The organism is Paraburkholderia caffeinitolerans (assembly GCF_902859945.1).
Taxonomy (GTDB): Bacteria; Pseudomonadota; Gammaproteobacteria; order Burkholderiales; family Burkholderiaceae; genus Paraburkholderia; species Paraburkholderia caffeinitolerans.
This window is the reverse complement of the sequence record NZ_CADIKL010000005.1, coordinates 57,901-76,969: the sequence shown is the minus strand read 5'-3', so window position 1 is coordinate 76,969 and position 19,069 is coordinate 57,901. Positions and strand designations below refer to the sequence as shown.

Annotated in this window: 17 protein-coding genes; 11 read left to right on the top strand and 6 right to left on the bottom strand. The window is 62.0% G+C overall.

Translation table 11 applies throughout. The features are described 5' to 3' along the window. The first annotated feature begins 12 nt into the window (after window positions 1-12). From HV773_RS06335 to gmtX, 7 genes are all read left to right on the top strand, one after another. Window positions 13-1,008, top strand: a complete 996-nt coding sequence (locus tag HV773_RS06335) for a glutamate cyclase domain-containing protein (protein WP_115783742.1) — start codon at window positions 13-15, stop codon at window positions 1,006-1,008. Between the two features lie 59 nt (window positions 1,009-1,067). Beyond that, window positions 1,068-2,393 (top strand): PLP-dependent aminotransferase family protein, encoded by a 1,326-nt coding sequence (locus HV773_RS06330; RefSeq protein WP_115783741.1) that lies wholly within the window; start codon window positions 1,068-1,070, stop codon window positions 2,391-2,393. Beyond that, on the top strand, window positions 2,390-3,400 hold the full coding sequence (locus HV773_RS06325; protein ID WP_115783740.1) for a glutamate cyclase domain-containing protein: 1,011 nt from the start codon (window positions 2,390-2,392) through the stop codon (window positions 3,398-3,400). Before HV773_RS06330 ends, HV773_RS06325 begins: the two co-directional genes overlap by 4 nt. A 322-nt stretch (window positions 3,401-3,722) precedes the next feature. Continuing rightward, window positions 3,723-4,004 (top strand): hypothetical protein, encoded by a 282-nt coding sequence (locus HV773_RS06320; RefSeq protein WP_465263027.1) that lies wholly within the window; start codon window positions 3,723-3,725, stop codon window positions 4,002-4,004. A 5-nt stretch (window positions 4,005-4,009) separates the two neighbouring features. After that, entirely contained in the window at window positions 4,010-5,410 is a 1,401-nt protein-coding gene (gene gmtY, locus HV773_RS06315; RefSeq protein WP_175194380.1) for a gamma-mobile-trio recombinase GmtY, read from the top strand. 9 nt (window positions 5,411-5,419) lie between these two features. Beyond that, entirely contained in the window at window positions 5,420-8,056 is a 2,637-nt protein-coding gene (gene gmtZ, locus HV773_RS06310) for a gamma-mobile-trio integrase GmtZ (protein ID WP_175194379.1), read from the top strand. Next, window positions 8,053-8,733, top strand: a complete 681-nt coding sequence (gene gmtX / locus HV773_RS06305; protein ID WP_175194378.1) for a gamma-mobile-trio protein GmtX — start codon at window positions 8,053-8,055, stop codon at window positions 8,731-8,733. Before gmtZ ends, gmtX begins: the two co-directional genes overlap by 4 nt. A gap of 190 nt (window positions 8,734-8,923) precedes the next feature. Here the strand turns inward: gmtX and HV773_RS06300 are convergent, their stop codons facing one another. The 6 genes from HV773_RS06300 to HV773_RS06275 all read right to left on the bottom strand — a co-directional run bounded on the left by HV773_RS06300 (window position 8,924) and on the right by HV773_RS06275 (window position 16,036). Then, window positions 8,924-10,468, bottom strand: a complete 1,545-nt coding sequence (locus HV773_RS06300; RefSeq protein ID WP_129561592.1) for a 2-isopropylmalate synthase — start codon at window positions 10,466-10,468, stop codon at window positions 8,924-8,926. Window positions 10,469-10,813: 345 nt separating this feature from the next. Next, entirely contained in the window at window positions 10,814-11,692 is an 879-nt protein-coding gene (gene pssA / locus HV773_RS06295) for a CDP-diacylglycerol--serine O-phosphatidyltransferase (RefSeq protein WP_129561591.1), read from the bottom strand. A gap of 12 nt (window positions 11,693-11,704) precedes the next feature. After that, window positions 11,705-12,358 carry a phosphatidylserine decarboxylase gene (locus HV773_RS06290; RefSeq protein ID WP_129561590.1) on the bottom strand — a complete coding sequence of 218 codons (654 nt, stop codon included), beginning with the start codon at window positions 12,356-12,358 and terminating at the stop codon, window positions 11,705-11,707. Window positions 12,359-12,497: 139 nt separating this feature from the next. After that, window positions 12,498-13,544 (bottom strand): ketol-acid reductoisomerase, encoded by a 1,047-nt coding sequence (gene ilvC / locus HV773_RS06285; RefSeq protein WP_174220078.1) that lies wholly within the window; start codon window positions 13,542-13,544, stop codon window positions 12,498-12,500. A 108-nt stretch (window positions 13,545-13,652) separates the two neighbouring features. Beyond that, the gene (gene ilvN, locus HV773_RS06280; RefSeq protein WP_028226244.1) at window positions 13,653-14,144 is read right to left on the bottom strand and encodes an acetolactate synthase small subunit; all 492 of its coding nucleotides are present in this window, start codon (window positions 14,142-14,144) and stop codon (window positions 13,653-13,655) included. A 116-nt stretch (window positions 14,145-14,260) separates the two neighbouring features. Further along, a complete protein-coding gene (locus HV773_RS06275) occupies window positions 14,261-16,036 on the bottom strand; it encodes an acetolactate synthase 3 catalytic subunit (protein ID WP_129563300.1) in 1,776 nt (591 codons plus the stop codon). 426 nt (window positions 16,037-16,462) lie between these two features. Between HV773_RS06275 and HV773_RS06270 the strand changes: the two genes are divergently transcribed. The 4 genes from HV773_RS06270 to HV773_RS06255 all read left to right on the top strand — a co-directional run bounded on the left by HV773_RS06270 (window position 16,463) and on the right by HV773_RS06255 (window position 19,002). Beyond that, window positions 16,463-17,026 (top strand): RNA polymerase sigma factor, encoded by a 564-nt coding sequence (locus HV773_RS06270; RefSeq protein WP_129561588.1) that lies wholly within the window; start codon window positions 16,463-16,465, stop codon window positions 17,024-17,026. Further along, window positions 17,023-17,460, top strand: a complete 438-nt coding sequence (locus tag HV773_RS06265) for a DUF3619 family protein (protein ID WP_129561587.1) — start codon at window positions 17,023-17,025, stop codon at window positions 17,458-17,460. Before HV773_RS06270 ends, HV773_RS06265 begins: the two co-directional genes overlap by 4 nt. A 17-nt stretch (window positions 17,461-17,477) precedes the next feature. Continuing rightward, complete coding sequence (locus HV773_RS06260) at window positions 17,478-18,281, top strand: DUF3106 domain-containing protein (protein ID WP_129561586.1); 804 nt, start codon at window positions 17,478-17,480, stop codon at window positions 18,279-18,281. 169 nt (window positions 18,282-18,450) lie between these two features. Continuing rightward, window positions 18,451-19,002, top strand: a complete 552-nt coding sequence (locus HV773_RS06255) for an RDD family protein (RefSeq protein ID WP_129563299.1) — start codon at window positions 18,451-18,453, stop codon at window positions 19,000-19,002. Window positions 19,003-19,069 lie beyond the last annotated feature (67 nt).

The following is a 19,069-nucleotide window of genomic DNA, read 5'->3' as shown; positions in this document are numbered from 1 at the left end:
ACGAGCGTAACAATGACTCCGACGAACGACCAGATTACAGGTGAGCGGATTGACCGTCTTATGACGGTTGAAATTCGCCCTCTGAACGGCGGCCTTCCAGCAGGCTATGTGGTGCCGATGTACAACGTGTGCCGCGCCCACCATGGAGAGCCGCTCAGTTCACTCGCGGCGCGAAAACTCGCCGATACGTTGTCCCGCGGCGACATCGTCTTCATTGCCACGGGAGCTGGTACACCACCTAGGCTGCCGCAAGGTGAAACAGATGGCCCGGTCGGCGCCGCGGTCCTGGCCCGTGCGCTGATAGCCGCCTTCGGTGTGCGCGTAGTCCTTGTCACCGAAGATGCACATGTAGCCCCCGTGATGGCGGTTGCTGCAACCATCAATGCCGAAATGGGCGGCCCCGCCGCAATTTCGACAGTGTGCTTCCCGCTGGGTCTTGAGCCTGGCCGCAGAATCGCGCAAACATTGATGGAAGAGTACCGACCTAGGGCGGTCGTCTTCGTTGAACGCGATGGCCCGAACAAGGAAGGCTACTTCCACGGGGTACGAGGTGATTGTCGCAACCCTGAAGATGTCGGTCACGTTTACCTGCTCGCCGATTTTGCGCGCAAACGCGGGGTGCTGACGATTGGCGTTGGCGATGGTGGTAATGAAGTTGGGTTTGGCGCGGTACGAGACGCTATCACCGCCGTTCATCCGCTGGGCGGGAAATCTTTGGCGGGTCATGAGTCGGGCGTTGTCACGGTCACGGCAACCGACGTCGTTGTGAGCGCGTCGGTTTCCAACTGGGGTGCGTACGCAATCGCCGCTGCGCTTGCAGCACAGACGGGAAACATCGACGTGCTTCATACGCAAGCGCTGGAGCACGAGCTGATTGAAGCAACGGTGAAAGCTGGCGCGCGGGATGGGGCCACGTCTAAAGCTGAGGCCGCGGTGGATGGCATCAACTGGCAGGGCCACACCTCGTTTGTCGAACTATTACGAAGCATTGTTACTGTGTCGCTATGAACGACAGGCACCGGCAAATCTCTCGCAGCAGCACCCAACTGAATTAACAGGTGTAAGTCATGAATGACGTGAAGGACATTAGCAATGCAGCAAAAGCTGCAAGTGTTAGTCCCGTAAAAACGGACAGTTTCGGAAACCCCATCGACCCAACCGTCGGCTTTGCCCGAGGCTCCATCATTCGCTCCAGCATCGACGAGGCACTCCGGCTTCGCCATGGACAGGCTGTCGCGGCGAAACGGGTGAAAACACTTGGCGCGGAGTCGATAGGCGTATTCACTGGCAATCAGCGCGATTTTCCGATTAAAGCTGAAGACATCGCCACGCTTTGCGAGGAGTGGGTCGGGCCGGGACTCGAAGCGGAGTCGCTGCGCCAGGTCGCAATCGGTCACATGGGTGGGAAAACAGACGATGCAGTTGCTACGTTCAATCGAACCAGCGCCGGCATCATCGCCACAATCGCCGCGCTAGCCGAAGGAAAGCCTGTCGTGTCCGTGGTCCCGCCTGGCGGACGCTCGCACGCCTCCGTGCTCCGCGGTTCGAAAATCGCGGGCGTCCCCGTAGTTGAGGTGCAGGGCGATAAAGAGTGGCTGGCGGCAATTCAGAAAAACGCGTCCGCTCTCGTGGTCATTACCACTGTGACAAGCAGTCTCGAGCGTCTGGACGACCACATCACGACCCAGGTCACTGAATTCGCTCACGCACTTGGCGCGAAGGTCTTTCTTGATGAAGCTTACGGCGCACGTCTTCGCACCGTCTTGCACGGCGGTCAACTGAGTCTTCAGATGGGTGCGGATATCTCCATCACGAACTGCGATAAGGCGGGGTTGTCGGGCCCGCGTGCGGGCGTCCTTGTGGGGCGCCCGGAGTTGGTTACAGCAGCAGCGGCAAAGGGCGCTGAGTTTGGTATGGAGGCGCGGGCTCCGATAGCAGCCGCTGTATTCCGGTCGCTCCAAAAATATGAACCTGAGGACCTCCGCAAGGAGTCTGCCGCGGGTCAACAGCTTGCAGCCGTACTCGAAGCGAAGTTGGGCAAGGAGCTTGTCCAACGCAGCGACCTCGGACCGATGGTCGACGAAGACGCGGTACTCCGTGTGCTCCTGAAGCTCGCGGGCAAGACAGGTTCGAAGCCGGTCGTCGTCCCGTGCGAAGCCACATCGGCGCTCGGCATGGTTCTGCTTCAGGACTACGGCGTATTGACCGTGAACACCCACGGGCAACCGGGTGCACGCGTATCGCTGCGTCTCAAACCGACGCTCGATGCTCTGGGTCGCGTCGGGGGCTTCGATGCTGTTGTGACGGCGGTTATGGAGTCTCTCGATAAGGTCGCGAAAATCATCGATAACCCCGACGCAATCAAGCGCCTTATCGTAGGGAGCTATATATGACTTCAAGTATTTTCAGTGCCGTCGATGATAGGCTGGATGCACTTATCACGTTGGACTTGGGCGGACGCGGCGTCGAGCATGTCTATCTGGCTGCCCGGGAGCGACAAGGCGGCTCCCTCGTGGGTGCCGCGGCCGATGCGCTCGCAGCCATCCCCGAAAAAGCGAACGTCTTTGTGACCACAGGTTCGGTGTCACGCGCGTGGATTTCGCCATCCATCGGCGAGAACGATGGTCCAGCGGGACTTGCGGCAGTCGTGCGCGCGCTCTCACTGGCGAAGAAGGCGCTTTGCATCACCTTCGTCGAAGAGACGCTTATCGAGACTACTTCGGCGATTCTGACGACGGCGGGTCTGACTGTTCTTCCCTATGAGCAGGCCGTGATCGCGCGCGATGATGGCAGCCTGGCCGTTGTGTGTGTCGAGCCTTTCCCTGTCGAGGACTCGGCGGCAAGAGACGCTTCGAAATCGCTTCTCGACAAATACGACCCGGCACTGTTCTTCTCGACGGAGCGCGTCGGTCGCAACGTCGACGGCATTTACTGCAGCATGCGTGGTATCGACTACGGAATGGGACGGGCTCGCATCGATTTCCTCTTCGATGAGGCTATCGCGCGGAAAATCCCGACGGTGGCTGTCGGCGATGGTGGTAACGAGATTGGTATGGGCGTCGTCATGGACGCCGTTCAGAAGCACGTCAAATTTGGCGACAAGCGACCTGATGGCAGCAAGGGTATCGGCGCGGTGACAGGAACGGACGTGCTCGTGACAGCGGCATGTTCCAACTGGGGCTGCTATGCCATCGCGGGCGCCTTCGCGGCTCGCCAGGGCAAGGCATCGCTGGCACACACGCCGGCGTTGGAGGCTTCTCTCCTCAGGCGCGGCGTGGATGTCGGTCTAATCAACTCGGTCGCAAATATCGTCGACCCTAACGTCGACGGGATTCCCGAGGCGACGCATCTGGCCGTTGTGCAACTCATCTCGACGATTATAAGTCCAGCGTTCAAGTAGTATTTGTTGAACGGTATCGAGCACCGTGTCTCAGACATGGCGCAAAAAGCTAGACCAAACCCCACGTTCTTTGGTTATTCCCCCCAACGATCAATACATAGTTAGGGTGGTTTAGCTGCCGGAAGGATTCCACGCCCCTCTCGAAGGGGCTTTTTTTTGTCTCAATGTTTTCGTAGTTATGCCGTAAACATGCATCGAATGTATAGCGAACGGGCAGATGCAGCGATGTCTTTGGCTGTTCGAGTAGCCGTCTTTCTTTGAAAGACGAGTAGCAGGTGGGGGTCCGGGGGAGGAGCGGATGGGTCGACGGTCTGTGGATAACTTGACGCTAGAACGCTGGCGGGCGCTTGACGCCCTCTTCGTGCTGGGGAAGCTGGGGTGCTACGCAAAGGTCGACGACACTTTCGAGCCCCTGAGTGCGCAGGGTACGCAGCGCTATCACGTCAATGCTGAAGGACAGGATTTCGAATTGCTCCTTCGCGGCCCCAAGTTCTTCGACACACGGCTCCAGAGAGGCGGAGGCGGTGCAGTGGACCTGGTCATGCATGTGCGCCATGTCGATTTCAAAGCCGCGACTGACTTGTTGCGTCGTCTTGCTGTCTAGCTCCCATGTTCGTCACCGTCAAAGCCCGTGTCCACACCGACGCCACAGGGGCCTACACCGAAATGCCTGCGTTGCTGACACCGGCCGGGGTGTTGGAGCCTTTGCTCGATTATTGCCTGTATCGGAGCCACGACCGTAGTTTGACCTGGATGTCCAAAGTGACCCGCTCGGTACGGATGTTCCTCGAATACCTGCAATCCAACCCCGCCGAGCGCGACACCTACCGTCTGTTTCAAAATTTTGCCCAACGGCTCTATACAGGCACCTTCGACCGCCAGACCGGCCTGGACCCCAGTGACCTGTGCTGGGCACCTCGCTCACCGCAGGACGCTTCGCACATCGTCACCTACCTGACAGACTTCTTCGACTGGCTCGGCGAAATGAGTCCCGAGGCTGCTCAGGTGAACCCACGCTATGCGGGCGGGGCCTTCGACCGGCAGATAGACGAGGCTGCTTATCAGTTCCGGCGCAACAAAGCTTTCCTTGGTCACACCTGGACGACGAACGCATCCCCCAGCGAAACCGGGCATCGTGTCCGGCATCAACGCCTACCTAAGGTCGAAAGAGGTGAGCCCCCGGCCTTCCCTGAGAAGTGCTTCGAGGAACTGCTCGCCAAGGGGTTCAGCGTGGCCGGACGCCAAGACTATCGCGGCATGCTCATCACCTTGCTGCTGCACGGGGCCGGTTTCCGCGAGTCGGAGCCCTTCCACCTCTACATTTCGGACGTGTTTCCTGATCCGGCCAATCCGCGCCAAGCCAAGGTGCTCATCCATCACCCGAGCCACGGTGTTGCGCCCGCTGACTGGTGCGATGAAAGGGGCAAGCCGCGCAAAGGCAACCGCGCGGAGTACCTAGCCCGGCAGTTCGGCCTCGTGCCGCGTACTAAGGTGCTGGACCGCCGCCACGCCGGCTGGAAAGGCGGCATGCACGATGCGGCCTACTACAAGCAAGCGTATTGGTTTCTGCCGGAATATGGCGAGTGGTTCCTGCAACTTTGGTACCGCTACCTTGAGCAGGTTGCTCGCGTCGAGCGCGACCACCCCTTTGCCTTCATCAACCTAAGCCGCGAACCTATGGGCGCGATGTATACGCTGAACCAGTACAACAAGGCGCATGCCGCCGCCTGCAAACGGATCGGACTCGCGATCAGCAAGACACTGGGTACGACACCACATGGCCACCGTCACGCCTATGGCCGCCGGCTGCGCAACGCTGGCGTCGACAAGTCGCTCATCCGACGCTTCATGCATCACGCTTCTGAGGAGAGCCAGGTGGTGTACACGCAAGCGACCACCCACGAGGCTTTGGTGGCGCTGGAAGTGGCCGCACAGCGGTCGCGGGACAAGCATGCCAGGGAGTTGTCCATGCGGGGCCGACAGCCACCGGCCATCGAACTCAACGACTGAGAGATCAGCATGACCGACGGCAATACAACGACTACGCCCACGGCATCTACTGCCGTCGCCCGCAAAGTGAAAGGGATAACGCGTGCTAACGACGTGAACTTAGGTTGGGTCGAGCGCGATTATCCGCATCTGTCTGTCTGGCGCGCGTTGGCGACGGAATGGCTCAAAGGGGAAACGAGAGGCGTCGGGAACAGACTCACGGCCTTGGCGTCTTTCTTCGAGCGCTACCTTGGCCAGCAGGGTGTTCCGCTCGATCCGGCGACGTTCCTGGCTCGCGGCACGGTTCTGCCCGACTTCTACCGCACAGCCTGCCCTGATTCTCGAAGAGGCATCACAACTAACAACTACGTCCAGGCCTTCCTGCACTTTGTGCTGTTGCGCGAGTTCAGCGAAACCGGTGACGAAGGCCAACCGGAAGTCTCGCCAGCCTTTCGAAACCCCGTGCCTCGGATGTCCAAGGGCGGCCAGCCCACGCGCGACGAAAGTGTGCATTCTCCGCTGCCCTACGGCTACATCGACGAACTGCGCCAGATGCTCGCTGCAGGTCCACACTTACGGGACTGGCAGTGGGCGCAGCGCGCCATGGGCGCGGATACCGGCCAGCGCGGACGCGGCGCAGGCAGTTGGTTCGAAGTGACCGAGGCGCAAATAGATCCGAGCGACCCGGATTGCGTGTGGCGGGTGCGCAAGTTGGCTACCCCTAACTATCGCGGCGGCGAGGTGCTGGAGATGTGGAGTCCGGTGCGCTGGATCGCGCTGTTGGTAAAGCTCATCCTGCCACTGCGCACCTTCCAGGTCCGCATGCTCGACTCAGGCGAAGCCGATACATGGCGTTACGCGAAAGGTGGCTGGGCGCCAAACCCGAATCGGCTCGCACAGGGCAGCGAACGACGGCCCTTGCAGCAAGGGGTGTTTCGCCGCGGCAACCCGCTTACCGATGGCGAGGCCGTGCCAACTGTGCTCTATATCAACACCAACAAGACCGCCGACATCGCCAAGTCCGGTCCTGACAAGGGCTACGTGCTGCCCTGGTCTTCTAGCGGGCCGGTGCACCAAGACGTGTTTTACTGGCTGGAGAAGTTGCGTAACTGGCAAGAGAAGTACAACCCCGTCGCGCGGCGCACAGCCTGGGCAAAACTGGACGCCCGCCACCTTCATGCGAAAAGCGCAATGCAATTGGCGGGCTATCCCGACGCCTGCTTTCTATTCCGCATGCCGGAAGCACGCGACGGCGAACACTATCTGCCGCTGACCGCAGATACATTGGACAAACCATGGTTTCTCCTGCTTGCTTCACTGGAATTGCGATTGGCTGAGCGTGGAGAAACGCACCGCAACGGGTCGCCCATTCACTTACTTCCATCATTGGAAGTAAGGGCCAAGAGCGGTACCAACGACTACACCGTAACGCTCTTCCCACTTCACAGCCTGCGTGTTTCCCTCATTACCGCGCTGGCTTTGGAAGGGCAGGTACCGTTTCCGATACTGCAAAAGCTGGTCGGCCACAGCCGCCTGCTGATGACGCTCTACTACACCAAGCCCGGCGCGACGCATATTCGCGACGTATTGCTTAGTGCCGCCGAGCGGCTAGAGGCTGGCAAAGAAAGGAGTATTGAGAACTTCCTGCTCGACACCGAGCACGACGAGTTGTTGCAAAGGGCCATCTGCAACAGCGTACCAAGTCTTGCTGCGGCGATCCCCCAGCACCCGGCCACGCGCAACCCGTTGGGCTGGATGCCAATGCATCACGGGCTGTGCTTGGTCGGCGGCAACACCAGCGAATTCGAGGACAACAGCGCAGTGGGTGGCTGCTACAACGGCGGGCCGATGATCGCCAAGGGTGGTTCGTCAGTGAGAGCCAAGTATGCTCCTGTTCCTGGCGGCAGTCGCAACTGCGTGCGCTGCCGCTGGTTCGTGACCGAGCCGCACCACTTACCTGCGCTGGCAGCGCATTTCAACACGCTTGCCTATCACTTCGACGAGTCCCGCAACGCCTGTCTTGCTCGCGAAAAGGAGCTGGATGGTTTGAAAAAGGAGAAGGCGGATGCGGAGGACGCAGGGCAGCCGTTCGCTCGCCAGGACGCCTACCGGCAGGCCGAACGAGTGTGGGAAAGCGTAATGAAACGCTTCAGCGACCTGGCGGAAGACCTAGTGGCCTGCTGGCGTCTCATCGAACGCTGCAAGTCCTCACTAGAAGCTCCCCCTGGCGACGGGATGCAACTGGTCACGGCCGGCGCGGTTAGTGATGTGCAGGTTGCCTTCGACGAGATAGAGTCCGAACTGCTCCAGCTGGCCGTTGTCTGCGACAGCGTCGAGGCCTACCCCGACCTAGAGCCCGGCAAGGCGGTATTCCGTCGCAGCCAGTTGCTCGATAGCGTACTCTATCGCGACGACCTACCGCCCGTGTTCATGCTGCTGAGCGAGCATGATCAACTGCTCGCGGGCAACGCCTTTATGCGACGACTTGCCCAGCAGATGAACCCTGAAAATCCCGCGCTGGGGCAGAGGGAGGTGATTCGCCTAATGGACGCAGGCGCGCGTCTCAGCCAGCGCTTCGACGTGGACCTCGACTCGCTGCTACCCGCCGCGCAATCGGCCCAGTCGTTACCCACCGCGCTCTGGTCCCTGAAGGAAGATGAAACATGAATGGCGTGACGGACATTCACCCGGACGCCGTGCTGGGGTCGCTGCTCGACAAGGGCGGGCGCTCGAACCGACGAGCAAACCTAGCGAAGATGCACGAACTTTGCCGCCGGCAGCATGCGGCGGGCTCGCGCGACTTCTCGCTGCCCAACATCGGCCGTCTAGCGGAAGCCGAGGGTATTCTGAAGGGGCGTGCCCTCTACAACGCTCCGTCTGCCGACTACCGCACGCTCATCGAAGCCTGGGCCGCGTATGTCGGCCCAGCCGCGCCTAAGCTGCCGAAGACCCTGGCGAGCCATGAATATCTGATGCGTATCGAGGACCCAGCCATCCGCTCCATCGTGCAGGCCATCATCGCTGAGCGCGACAAGCTCAAGGCTCAAATCAACGTGCTGAAAGCCAACACGCTGGTGACCGTGGAGCGGCGTCCCATGGACGCGACGGTTTCTGCTGCCCCCGGTGCTCCGCGGGTTCCCCTGCTCGCTCTATCGGCGAAACTTACACCGTCTGAGCGCGAAGCCTTGCAGAAGGCGGTGTCGGCTGACTACCTCGAAGAGCGCGGTTTGAAGGAAGGCAGCCACGGTGAAATCGTCAACGAGCGTGGTCGAACGGTATTCGAGGTGGGCTTTGCCCGCGCGCTTCGCAAGATACTGGGCGACGAACTTCCCAAATTCACATGAAAAAAGCGCCGATGTTGTCATCGGCGCTTGATAGTTACGATGCATTGCGATGTATTAATGCATCGCAACGAGCGCAGCTAAAGATTCAATATTTGAAGCCCGTTACGGCCATTCACTTCCATACTATGTACGGTTAGGGAATAAGACCTTTGGAGCACGGGGGCTTGTCATTTGAGCCGCGTGGCGCCGCTTATGAACGCTGCGGATTGAGCTTGTCGCCCGAATAAAGCTTGTTCAGCGCCGAGATATACGCCTTCGCCGAAGCGGCGACGATATCCGGATCGGTACCCACGCCATTGACGATGCGGCCCGCCTTCGAGAGGCGCACGGTCACTTCGCCCTGCGCCTGGGTGCCCGTCGTGATCGCGTTGACCGAGTACAGCAGCAGTTCCGAGCCGCTGCCCACTTCGGTTTCGATGGCGTTGAGCGTGGCGTCCACAGGGCCATTGCCCGCTGCTTCGCCGGTCACTTCCTTGCCGTCCGCCGAGAACACCACGCGAGCGTGCGGGCGCTCGCCCGTCTCCGAATGCTGCGCGAGCGAGACGAACTTGAAGTGTTCCTTCTCCTGCGCTTCCGCCGACTCCTCGGTCACGATCGCAATGATGTCTTCGTCGAAGATTTCGGCCTTGCGGTCAGCCAGCTCCTTGAAGCGCGCAAATGCGCTGTTGAGTTCGGCTTCGCTGTCGAGCGCAATGCCGAGCTCCTGCAGGCGCTGCTTGAACGCGTTGCGGCCCGAAAGCTTGCCGAGCACGATCTTGTTCGCGCTCCAGCCCACGTCTTCCGCGCGCATGATCTCGTACGTGTCGCGCGCCTTGAGCACGCCATCCTGGTGGATGCCCGAAGCGTGCGCGAACGCGTTCGCGCCCACCACCGCCTTATTCGGCTGCACGACGAAGCCGGTGATCTGCGAGACAAGCTTCGAGGCCGGCACGATCTGCGTGGTGTCGAGGCCGATGTCGAGGCCGAAGTAGTCCTTGCGGGTCTTCACGGCCATGACGATTTCTTCGAGCGAGGTGTTGCCCGCGCGCTCGCCCAGACCGTTGATGGTGCACTCCACCTGGCGCGCGCCGCCAATCTGTACCCCGGCGAGCGAGTTCGCGACGGCCATGCCGAGGTCGTTGTGGCAATGCACCGAGAACACCGCCTTGTCCGAATTCGGAATGCGCTCGCGCAGCGTCTTGACGAGGTTGCCGTAAAGCTCCGGAATACCGTAGCCCACCGTATCGGCAATATTGATCGTGGTGGCGCCTTCGTTGATCACCGCTTCGATCACGCGGCACAGGAAGTCCATGTCCGAGCGGCTGCCGTCTTCGGGCGAAAACTCCACGTCGTTCGTGAACTTGCGCGCGAAGCGCACGGCCAGCTTCGCCTGCTCGAACACCTGCTCGGGCGACATGCGCAGCTTCTTCTCCATGTGCAGCGCCGAGGTGGCGATGAACGTGTGAATCCGGAAGTGATCGGCGGGCTTGAGCGCGTCGGCGGCGCGCTGGATGTCCTTGTCGTTCGCGCGCGCGAGCGAGCAGATCGTGCTGTCCTTGATCATGCCGGCGATCGTGTTGATCGCGTCGAAATCGCCGTTCGAGCTGGCCGCGAAGCCTGCTTCGATGACGTCGACCTTCATGCGTTCGAGTTGCTTCGCGATGCGGATCTTCTCTTCTTTCGTCATCGACGCACCGGGCGATTGTTCGCCGTCACGCAACGTCGTATCGAAAATGATGAGCTTGTCTGCTGCCATTTCGGGTCTCCAAGGGGACTTGTTCAGTGTCTAAAAACGGATTTCGGGTGTTCGCGCCACCGTTGGCGACGCTGACAATGAACGAAGCAGACGGAGGGCGAGCGAGATCAGCGCGGCAGGCGCGCTAGCGCTAGCGTGCTTAGCAGCGCGCCGGCTTGAAGAGGAAAGAGGGGGAACTGGATGGTGTCCATGCTGCCGACTATAGCGGGAATCCGGCGATAGCGCAATTGCACCTGCCCGGCCGCCGACGCCAAAATAAAAAGGGCCGCGCTCTTTCAAGCGCAGCCCTTTGCAGATTTGCCTGGCCTTGCGGCCAGCCGCCGGCAAGCCGCGCCGGCCGATGCCCTACCGCTCGCGCGGCGAGGATCGCGCCGGGTTCGTGCGCCCGCGAATGCCCTGCCAGGCCCAGAACACATAGCCCGAAAGACCGTAGAGCACGAACAGGCCAAACAGCATCAACGGGGGATCGGACGACACAAGCACGAACGCCACCACCACGAGCAGCGTGGCCGCGAACGGGACGCGATGCCGCACGTCGAGCGCCTTGCCGCTGTAGAACGGCGCGTTCGAAACCATCGTCACGCCCGCATAGATCGTCAGCGCGAAGGCGGTCCAGGGTAGCCACGAAAGCTTCACCGGCACACGGTTGTCAGTGGCGAGCCAGACGAAGCCCGCGATCAGCGCCGCCGCAGCCGGGCTCGGCATGCCCTGGAAGAAGCGCTTGTCCACCACGGCGATATTGGTGTTGAAGCGCGCGAGACGCAGCGCAGCGCCCGAGCAGTAGACAAACGCCGCCAGCCAGCCCCAGCGCCCGAGATCCTTGAGCACCCACTCGTACATCACGAGCGCGGGCGCGACGCCGAACGAAACCATGTCCGAAAGGCTGTCGAACTGCTCGCCAAACGCGCTCTGCGAGTGCGTCATGCGCGCGACGCGCCCGTCCATGCCGTCGAGCACCATCGCCACGAAAATGGCGATGGCCGCCACCTCGAAGCGCACGTTCATGGCCTGCACGACCGCGAAGAAGCCGCAAAACAGCGCGGCGGTGGTGAACGCATTAGGCAGCAAGTAGATGCCGCGCTTTTTCAGGAAGTCCTGGCGCGCGGCGCGACGGCTCGCGGCAAGGCCCACGGTATCTTGAACCGCAGCCTTGTTGCGGCGAAACGGGCGCGGCAACGGCGCGCCGGCGGGGTTGCGGGGTCGACGCGGTTTGAGTCCGGCCATCGCTGCCCCCCCTTATGCCGATTGCGTCGGCAGTTCGGCGAGGATCGTCGACGAAGCGGACACCTTTTCGCCGATCGACACGCGCGGGCGGCTGCCGACCGGCAAATACACGTCCACACGCGAGCCGAAACGGATGAAGCCGTAGCGCTGGCCGCGCGAGAGCGGCTCGCCGGAGCGCACGTAGCAAAGAATGCGGCGCGCGATGAGGCCGGCGATCTGCACCGAGGTGACGGTCGTGCCGTCGGCCATCGTGAGCACGACGGCGTTGCGCTCGTTCTCGGTCGAGGCCTTGTCGATGGCGGCGTTCAGGTACGCACCCGGGAAGTACTCGACCTTGGCGACGGCGCCGTCCACGGGTGAGCGCTGCGAGTGAACGTTGAACACGTTCATGAACACGCTGATCTTGAGCGCCTCACGGTTGGCGTACGGGTCGTGCGCGGTTTCGACCGCAACGATGCGACCGTCGGCCGGGCACAGCACGGCGTTGGCCTGGGTGGGAATCGGGCGCGGCGGATCGCGGAAGAACTGGACGACGAAGATCAGGATCAGCCAGAACGGCCATGCGAGACCGAAGCCGGCGACCGCATGGATCAGGAGCGCAACGACGGCCGCAATGGCGATGAACGGCCAGCCTTCGCGCGCGATGATCGGATGAGGGTAATTCATGGTGGCTTCGCTGTTATTTTAAAAACCGTAGCATAACAAAAGCCGCCCAGGGTTCATCCCACCTGGGCGGCTTTCTTTGATACTGAGTGGCGTGCGACCGGGCAAATCCGTACGCACGCTCGGAACAACGCCGTCAGACTTAGTTCTTCGACTGGTCGACGAGCTTGTTCGCGGCGATCCACGGCATCATCGCGCGCAGCTTCGCACCGACCACTTCGATCTGGTGCTCGGCGCCGAGACGGCGGCGCGACTGCAGCGTCGGTGCGCCAGCCTTGTTCTCGAGAATGAAGCTCTTCGCGTATTCGCCGGTCTGGATGTCCTTCAGGACGTCCTTCATGACCTTCTTCGTCTCTTCCGTGACGACGCGCGGGCCGGTCACGTACTCGCCGTACTCGGCGTTGTTCGAGATCGAGTAGTTCATGTTTGCGATGCCGCCTTCGTAGATCAGGTCGACGATCAGCTTCAGTTCGTGCAGGCACTCGAAGTACGCCATTTCCGGCGCGTAGCCGGCTTCCACCAGCGTTTCGAAGCCAGCCTTGATCAGCTCGACCGTACCGCCGCACAGCACGGCTTGCTCGCCGAACAGGTCGGTTTCGGTCTCTTCGCGGAAGTTCGTTTCGATGATGCCGGCACGGCCGCCGCCGTTCGCTGCTGCGTACGACAGGGCGATGTCACGCGCTGCGCCCGACTTGTCCTGGTGGACAGCGATCAGGTGGGGCACGCCGCCGCCTTGCGAGTAGGTGCCGCGAACCGTGTGGCCCGGCGCCTTCGGGGCGATCATGATGACGTCCAGATCCGCGCGCGGGATCACCTGGCCGTAGTGGACGTTGAAGCCGTGCGCGAATGCGAGCGCTGCGCCGTTCTTGATGTTCGCGTGAACTTCCTTCGCGTAGACATCGGCGATCTGCTCGTCGGGCAGCAGCATCATGACGACGTCTGCGCTCTTCACGGCTTCGGCCACTTCCTTGACCTGCAGGCCGGCGTTCTCAGCCTTGCTCCACGATGCGCCGTTCTTGCGCAGACCGACCGTGACGTTCACGCCGCTTTCCTTCAGGTTCAGCGCGTGGGCGTGGCCTTGCGAGCCGTAACCGATGATCGTGACCTGCTTGCCCTTGATGAGGGAGAGATCGGCGTCCTTGTCGTAGAAAACTTTCATGTTGGTTCCTTGGCGAGATACTTGATGAATTTCGGTATTGCTAACAGCTTGCGCTGCACCGGATGCGTCGCTCGTGCGCTTGGCATCCGGTCGGGGTTCCGGTGCTTGAGTTGTCAAACCCGCAAAAAAGATCGGGTGTCACACCTTCAGAATGCGCTCTCCGCGCCCGATGCCCGAGCCGCCCGTGCGGACGGTTTCGAGAATCGCAGCGGCGTCGATCGCTTCGATGAACGCGTCGAGCTTGTCGCTCGCACCCGTCAGTTCGATCGTGTAAGTCTTTTCGGTGACGTCGATGATGCGGCCGCGGAAAATGTCCGCCATCCGCTTCATCTCCTCGCGTTCCTTGCCGACCGCCCTGACCTTGATCAGCATTAGCTCGCGCTCAATGTGGGCGCCCTCGGTCAGGTCGACCACTTTCACCACCTCGATCAGGCGGTTCAGATGCTTCGTGATCTGTTCGATCACGTCGTCCGAGCCAATGGAAACGATGGTCATGCGCGACAGCGAACGGTCTTCGGTCGGCGCCACCGTCAAGGTTTCGATGTTGTAGCCGCGTGCCGAGAAGAGCCCGACCACGCGCGAAAGCGCGCCCGGCTCGTTTTCCAGCAAAACGGAAATGATGTGTCTCATGATGTGATCCGCGATTTATCCAGTTGAGCGTGTCGCCGTTGCGTTCCCGCGAACCCGCGCGCCCCTTGTGTGGACGCGCGCCGCGCGGGATTGCAACGGCTTTCGTTCGAATACCGTTACAGGTCTTCCGAGCCGAGCAGCATCTCGGTGATGCCCTTGCCGGCCTGTACCATCGGCCAGACATTCTCGGAAGGGTCGGTCTGGAAATCGAGGAACACCGTGCGGTCTTTCAGGCGCAGCGCTTCCTTGAGCGCCGGCTCCACATCAGCCGTCTTTTCGATCCGCATGCCGACGTGGCCATACGCTTCGGCGAGCTTCACGAAGTCAGGCAGCGCATCCATGTACGAATGCGAATAGCGCTTGCTGTATTCGATCTGCTGCCACTGGCGGACCATGCCAAGGTAGCGGTTGTTCAGCGAAATGATCTTCACGGGCGTGTCGTACTGCTTGCAGGTCGACAGCTCCTGAATGCACATCTGGATCGAGCCTTCGCCCGTGATGCACAGCACGTCGGAGTCGGGGTGCGCCATCTTCACGCCCATCGCCGCCGGCAGGCCGAAGCCCATGGTGCCGAGGCCGCCCGAGTTGATCCAGCGGCGCGGCTCGTTGAAGCGATAGAACTGCGCGGCCCACATCTGGTGCTGGCCCACGTCCGAACACACGAACGCGTTGCCACCCGTAAGCTCCCACGCCTTTTCCACCACGTACTGCGGCTTGATGATCTCGCTCGAGCGGTCGAACTTCAGGCAGTTCTTCTCGCGCCAGCCTTCGATGTCCTTCCACCAGTCGGCGAGCGCCGCCGTATCCGGGCCGTGCTCGGCGTGCTGAAGCTGCTCGATGAGCTCCTTGAGCACTTCCTTCACGTCGCCGACGATGGGGATATCGACCTTCACGCGCTTCGAGATCGACGACGGGTCGATGTCGATATGAATGATCTTGCGCGGCGTCGAGGCAAAGTGATGCGGGTCGCCGATCACGCGGTCGTCGAAGCGTGCGCCGATTGCGATCAGCACGTCGCAGTGCTGCATCGCCATGTTGGCTTCGTAAGTGCCGTGCATGCCGAGCATGCCGAGGAATTTGCGGTCGCTCGCGCGGTAGCCGCCCAGACCCATCAGCGTGTTCGTGACCGGATAGCCGAGCAGGTCCGCGAACTGGTTCAGTTCGCGCGACGCATCCGCGAGGATGATGCCGCCGCCGGTGTAGATATACGGACGCTTGGCCGACAGGAGCAGCGAAACCGCCTTGCGGATCTGCCCCGAGTGGCCCTTGGTGACCGGGTTGTACGAGCGCAGCGCAATGCTCTTGACCTGCTCATACGCGCACGGCGTCCTCGACACGTCCTTCGGAATGTCGATCAGCACGGGACCGGGGCGGCCGGTGCGCGCAATGTAGAAAGCTTTTTTGACGGTAGCGGCGAGATCGCGCACGTCCTTCACGAGGAAGTTGTGCTTCACGCAGGGACGCGTGATGCCGACCGTGTCGCACTCCTGGAAGGCGTCTTGACCAATCGCGGCGGTAGGCACCTGGCCGCTGATGATCACCATCGGGATCGAGTCCATATAGGCCGTCGCGATGCCCGTCACCGCATTGGTGACACCAGGTCCCGAGGTCACGAGACACACGCCGACCTTGCCGGTCGAACGCGCGTAGGCGTCGGCCGCATGCACGGCTGCCTGTTCGTGGCGCACGAGAACGTGCTCGATTTTGTCCTGCTTGTACAGCTCGTCGTAAATGTAAAGTACCGAGCCGCCGGGGTAGCCCCAAATGAATTCGACCTGCTCGTCGGCGAGCGCCTTCATCAGCACGGTTCCGCCGATGGAGGTATGAGCTTGGGAGTCAGATTCTTGCGAAGGGGGGACCGACGTGGAGAATTCCGCGCTGGGCATATTCATCATTCACCTTTCGAATTTTCGGCAAAAAATTGATCGGGTGCTCTCTGCCGGGCTCGTGGCTCGGGTTCAAGCGGCGCGTCCAGTTGACAGATGAGCCTCATGGGCCACACCTGAATTGAGACAAGTCACTTATGTTGCGAACCATCGACGATATCGTTTAGTCCTTGTTCGGTCAAGCAATTCATGGAGTTTTCGATCATCCCGGGCATAAATGTTGCGCGCAGGCCCATCCCGCTCGCGGGCCGGTGCGCGGCGGTCTGCGCCTTGCGTCGCGCCAGTGGCGCCCGCGCGGCATGCAACACTGTGATATGACGCAGCGCACAGGCCGCCGGCTAACCGGATGGCCTGAAAATTTGCTAGCATCCGCGAGCTTTACGACATTTTTCGAACGATTACGCGTACGCTGGTGGCGGCGCCCTGCAACGGATGGCATCAGAAAAGGAACTCGCCGACTTTTTGGCGGGCGTCGAAAGACGCGCGTTCAAGCAGACGGTCTACGCCGTGCGCGACGACGACGCCTCGCTCGATATCGTGCAGGACGCGATGATCAAGCTCGCGGAAAAATACGGGGACCGCCCACCCGCCGAACTACCCCTGCTCTTCCAGCGCATCCTTCAGAACACGATGCACGACTATTTCCGTCGGCAGAAGGTGCGCAATACGTGGGTAAGCCTCTTTTCCTCGCTCGGCAACTCCGAGGACGAGGAATTCGACATTCTCGAAACCTTCGAGGCCGAGTCGGGTTCGGCGGGCGCGGAAAGCAGCGAGCAGCAGATCGAACGCGCGCAGGTGCTCAACCTGATCGACGAAGAGGTCCAGAAATTACCGGCACGTCAACGGGAAGCGTTTCTGATGCGTTACTGGGAAGATATGGATGTCGCCGAAACCGCCGCCGCCATGGGCTGTTCCGAAGGGAGCGTGAAAACGCACTGTTCGCGGGCCACCCACACGCTGGCTCAAGCGCTCAAGGCCAAAGGAATCACGCTATGAGCTCCGCCCTTGACAATAAAGAATCAGAATTCGTGCAGGCGATGCGCCGCGCGCTCGACGAGAGCGCCGCGGGCCTGCCCGCTGCCACTACCAGCCGCCTCGCCGCTGCCCGCAAGGTCGCGCTGAGCCGCAAAAAAGCCGAGCAACCGGTGTTCGTGCGCGTGCCGTCGTTCGCGGTTGCGGGCGCGGGCACGCTTCCCGGCATCGCGCAGGGCGGCCTCAAGCCGCCGCGCCGGCGTTCCGCGCTCGCGCGCTTCGCGCTCGCCTGGCCGCTCGCGGCACTGGTCGCGGGCCTGTTCGCCATTGCGTATTTCGAAGACCAACAACGTACCGCAGAACTCGCCGATATCGACGCGGCCATGCTGAGCGACGATCTGCCGCTCACGGCCTACCTCGACCACGGGTTCAACGCGTACCTGTCGCGCGCGCACTGAAGCGGGGGATTCACGGGGTGAGTTACAAGCGCGGCTTGGCCGTTGTCATTGGAACCGTAGTCGCGGCACTCGTAGCGTATGCGGCGACGTATCCGCGCTTTCATCCGACGCCGGCCGCCGAGGCCGCCGCGGCGGCGCCGGTACAATCCCAGGCCCCTGCCGGGACCCCGGCTGCCGTGCCTGCGCAGCCCGAAAACGCCGGCCCGCTGTCCTGGGCGCGCCTCACGGACGCCCAGCGCGCAGCGCTCGCGCCCTTTGCCGCCGAATGGGACACCTTCAGCGACGCGCGCAAGCGCAAATGGCTGAGGATCGCCTCACGTTACCCGAAGATGTCGCCGGAAGCGCAAAAGCGCCTCCAGGAACGCATGACTGAATGGGTGCGTATGACGCCTGAACAGCGCCGCGTGGCGCGTGAGAACTATCAGGTGTCCAAGGAGATGACTGCACAGGCGCGCCAGCGTGCCTGGAAGGCCTATCAGCAGCTTCCGGAAGAGCAGAAAGAGCACCTCGCCGCCAGCGAGCGCAAGCGCCGCACCGTGGTCAGCGCACCGCCGAGCGGCAACAAGAGCGAGATTCGTGACATCGGACGGCTCGTGAATGAGCGCGAGCACGGCGTGCGTGCTCGCACGGCGTCCGGCGCATCGGGAGCGCGAGGCGCGTCCTCGCCGGCGCAACCGGTTCAGCCGGGCACGTCCGGGCAGCTCCCGACGCCGCCCGCTGCCGCGCTCGCGGCCAGCATCCCGGCGGCAGGCAGCTTCGTGCCGGCCATTCCCGTGCCGGTGTCGCCGGCCGAGGCGCCCGCGGCGTTCAAGGGATCCTGAGCGCGCTTGTACGCCACCGTGCGTCGGTGCGCGTCTCGCTTCGCGCGCGCCAGCGCGTTTTCCCGCGTTTTCCCGCGTTACTCACCGCTGCGCTTCGCGTTTATCCTCACGGTGTCCCGTCCCTTATCCGCATCGCGACGCCGCCGTGACCGAACCCGTCTCAGCCACCATGCCCGCCGCGAGCGTTGCACAACGCTCGCCATCCGCAAACGAAGCGGCGCCTGACGCGCAACCGCCCACATCCTTGCCGCTCGTTACCGTGCGCCGGCGGCTCGCCGCGCTCGTCTACGAAGCCGTGCTGCTCTTTGGCGTGATCTTTGCCGCTGGCCTCGCGTTCAGCCTCGTATTGCAACAGCGCAACGGCTACACCCATCATCGGCTGATGGCCGCGTGGATCGCCCTCGTGGCGGGCATTTATTTCGTCGGCATGTGGCATCGCGGTGGGCAAACGCTGCCGATGAAGACCTGGCGCCTGCGCGTAGTCGGCCGCGACAACGCCCCGCCCTCGCTCGCCCGCGCCACGCTGCGCTACTTCGCTGCCTGGCTGTGGTTCCTGCCGCCGCTCGCGCTGCATCCGCTTCTGAATCTTTCGGTGCCGCACACGCTCGTGCTCGAGGTCGCATGGTTCGCGTTGTGGGCCGTGAGCGCGCGCTTCGCGCCCGGACGGCAGTTTCTGCACGACCGGATCGTCGGGACCCGCGTCGTCGCCGTGCTGAGGTAAGCCCAAGCGCCAGCGCGACCACGCCGCCACGTCATCAAACCGTCACGGCACGTCGCGCGAACGCTGC